This window comes from Burkholderia sp. Ac-20392, from assembly GCF_017104585.1.
Classification (GTDB): domain Bacteria; phylum Pseudomonadota; class Gammaproteobacteria; order Burkholderiales; family Burkholderiaceae; genus Burkholderia; species Burkholderia lata.
In genome coordinates, this window is the sequence record NZ_JAAGPB010000885.1 from 1 (window position 1) to 2211 (window position 2211).

Below are 2211 nucleotides of genomic sequence, written 5' to 3' on the forward strand. Positions count from 1 at the left end.
ACGGAGCCATACGGAGCCCTACGCCATCATGTCCGCCGTCCTTTCCTCGCCCGTCCGTACCGCATCGGGCCTCGAACTCGCCGACGCACCGCGCCAGCATTTCTGGTTCGATCCGCCGGCACCGCGCGCCCCGCCCACCGCCGCGGCCAGCCACCCGGCCTGCGCCCAACGGAGCCATACGGAGCCCTACGCCATCATGTCCGCCGTCCTTTCCTCGCCCGTCCGTACCGCATCGGGCCTCGAACTCGCCGACGCACCGCGCCAGCATTTCTGGTTCGATCCGCCGGCACCGCGCATCGACGTCGCCGCCGAGCGCCGTCACCGTCAGGAACGGCTCGCGGCCGCATTCCGCCTGTTCGCACGCTTCGGCTTCGCACAGGGGCTCGCCGGCCACATCACCGCACGCGACCCCGAGCTGCCCGACCACTTCTGGGTGAATCCGCTCGGCGTGCATTTCTCGCAGATCAAGGTGTCCGACCTGCTGCTCGTCAATGCGCGCGGCGAAACCGCGATCGGCACGCGGCCGCTGAACAAGGCGGCATTCGCGATCCACGCGGCGATCCACGAAGCGCATCCGCATCTCGTCGCCGCCGCGCATACGCACTCGACGTACGGCAAGGCGTGGTCGACGCTCGGCCGCCCGCTCGATCCGCTCACGCAGGACGCCTGCGTGTTCTATGAAGACCACGCACTGTTCGACGACTTCACGGGGATGGTCGTCGACACGAGCGAAGGCGCGCGGATCGCGGAGGCACTCGTAAAGCCGGACGGCGCCACGCACAAGGGCGTGATCCTGAAGAACCACGGGATCCTGACCGCCGGCCCGACGGTCGAGGCCGCCGCGTGGTGGTACATCGCGCTCGACAACGCCGCGCACACGCAACTGCTGGCCGAAGCGGCCGGCACGCCGCAGCCGATCGATCACGCGACCGCGCGCCACACGCACGGCCAGATCGGCGGCCCCGAGGGTGCGCTGCATGCATTCGACAGCCTGTTCGCGCGCGTCGTCGCCGACGAACCCGACCTGCTCGACTGAGCGCCATTCCGCACGACCGGAGACCAGACACCATGACCCGAACCACCGCACCCGCGCCCGCCGACGCGCACGACGACCAACGCCGCAAGCTGCTGCGCGCCGCCGGCGCCGTCGCACTCGCCGCGCCCGCGATCACGCTGGGCCGCAAGGCCTGGTCCGCGCCGCCGCTGAAGAAGCTCACGTTCGCGTGGAACCAGAACGCGTTCTGCCTGACGCCGATCGTCGTCGCGCAGGAGCGCGGCTTCTTCGAGAAGAACGGCCTGAAGGTCGAGTTGATCAACTACAGCGGCTCGACCGACCAGTTGCTCGAATCGATCGCGACCGGCAAGGCCGATGCGGCGGTCGGGATGATCCACCGCTGGTTGAAGCCGCTCGAAGCCGGTTTCGACGTGAAGATCATCGGCAGCTCGCATGGCGGCTGCGTGCGGCTGCTCGGCGCGAAGGCGGCCGGCGTGACGACGCTGCAGGCGCTGAAGGGCAAGACGGTCGGCGTCAGCGATCTGGCTGCGCCCGGCAAGCATTTCTTCTCGATCCTGCTCGCGAAGAACGGGATCGATCCCGAGCGCGACATCACGTGGCGGCAGTATCCGGCCGACCTGCTCGGCGTGGCGGTCGACAAGGGCGAGATCCACGCGATCGCCGACGGCGACCCGAATCTCTATCTGCTCGAAAAGCGCAGCAACGGTGCGTACACGGAACTGGCGACGAACCTGTCCGGCGAATACGCGCACAAGGTGTGCTGCGTGATCGGCGCGCGCGGCGACCTCGTGCGCAACGACCGGCCGTCGGCCGCCGCACTCGCGCGCTCGATCGTGCAGGCCACCGAGTTCACGCACGACAACCCGAACGAAGCCGCGAAGGTGTTCGCGAAGTATTCGCCGAAGATCAGCCCCGAGGACCTGCGCAGGCTCTACGCGACGCTCACCTACAACCACCACCCGACCAACGTCGACCTGCAGCAGGAAATCGCGTTCTACGCGGACGACTTCCGCCGCATCAGCGTGCTGAAGAAGAGCACCGACCCGCAGCGCTTCGCGCAGCAGGTCTATGCGAACGTGCTGGGGTGACGCGATGTCGACGATCGAACACGCTCCGTCCGCACGCACCGCGTCCGCCCCTTCCGGCGCCAGTGCCGCCGCCTCCGCGCCGCGCGTCGCGTGCACGGCGTGCGAAGC

The 2211-nt window shown here is 68.8% G+C and carries 2 protein-coding genes; both read left to right on the plus strand.

What is annotated here, in order from left to right; genetic code table 11:
* Positions 1-196 precede the first annotated feature (196 nt).
* Complete coding sequence (locus G3N99_RS39370; protein WP_174946122.1) at positions 197-1036, plus strand: class II aldolase/adducin family protein; 840 nt, start codon at positions 197-199, stop codon at positions 1034-1036.
* Between the two features lie 32 nt (positions 1037-1068).
* On the plus strand, positions 1069-2103 hold the full coding sequence (locus tag G3N99_RS39375) for an ABC transporter substrate-binding protein (protein ID WP_206125097.1): 1035 nt from the start codon (positions 1069-1071) through the stop codon (positions 2101-2103).
* Positions 2104-2211: the final 108 nt, after the last annotated feature.

Excerpts from the sequence above, each read along its gene's own strand:
- G3N99_RS39370 (WP_174946122.1), top strand. The coding sequence starts at position 197 with ATGTCCGCCGTCCTTTCCTCGCCCGTCCGTACCGCATCGGGCCTCGAA.
- G3N99_RS39375 (WP_206125097.1), top strand. The coding sequence starts at position 1,069 with ATGACCCGAACCACCGCACCCGCGCCCGCCGACGCGCACGACGACCAA.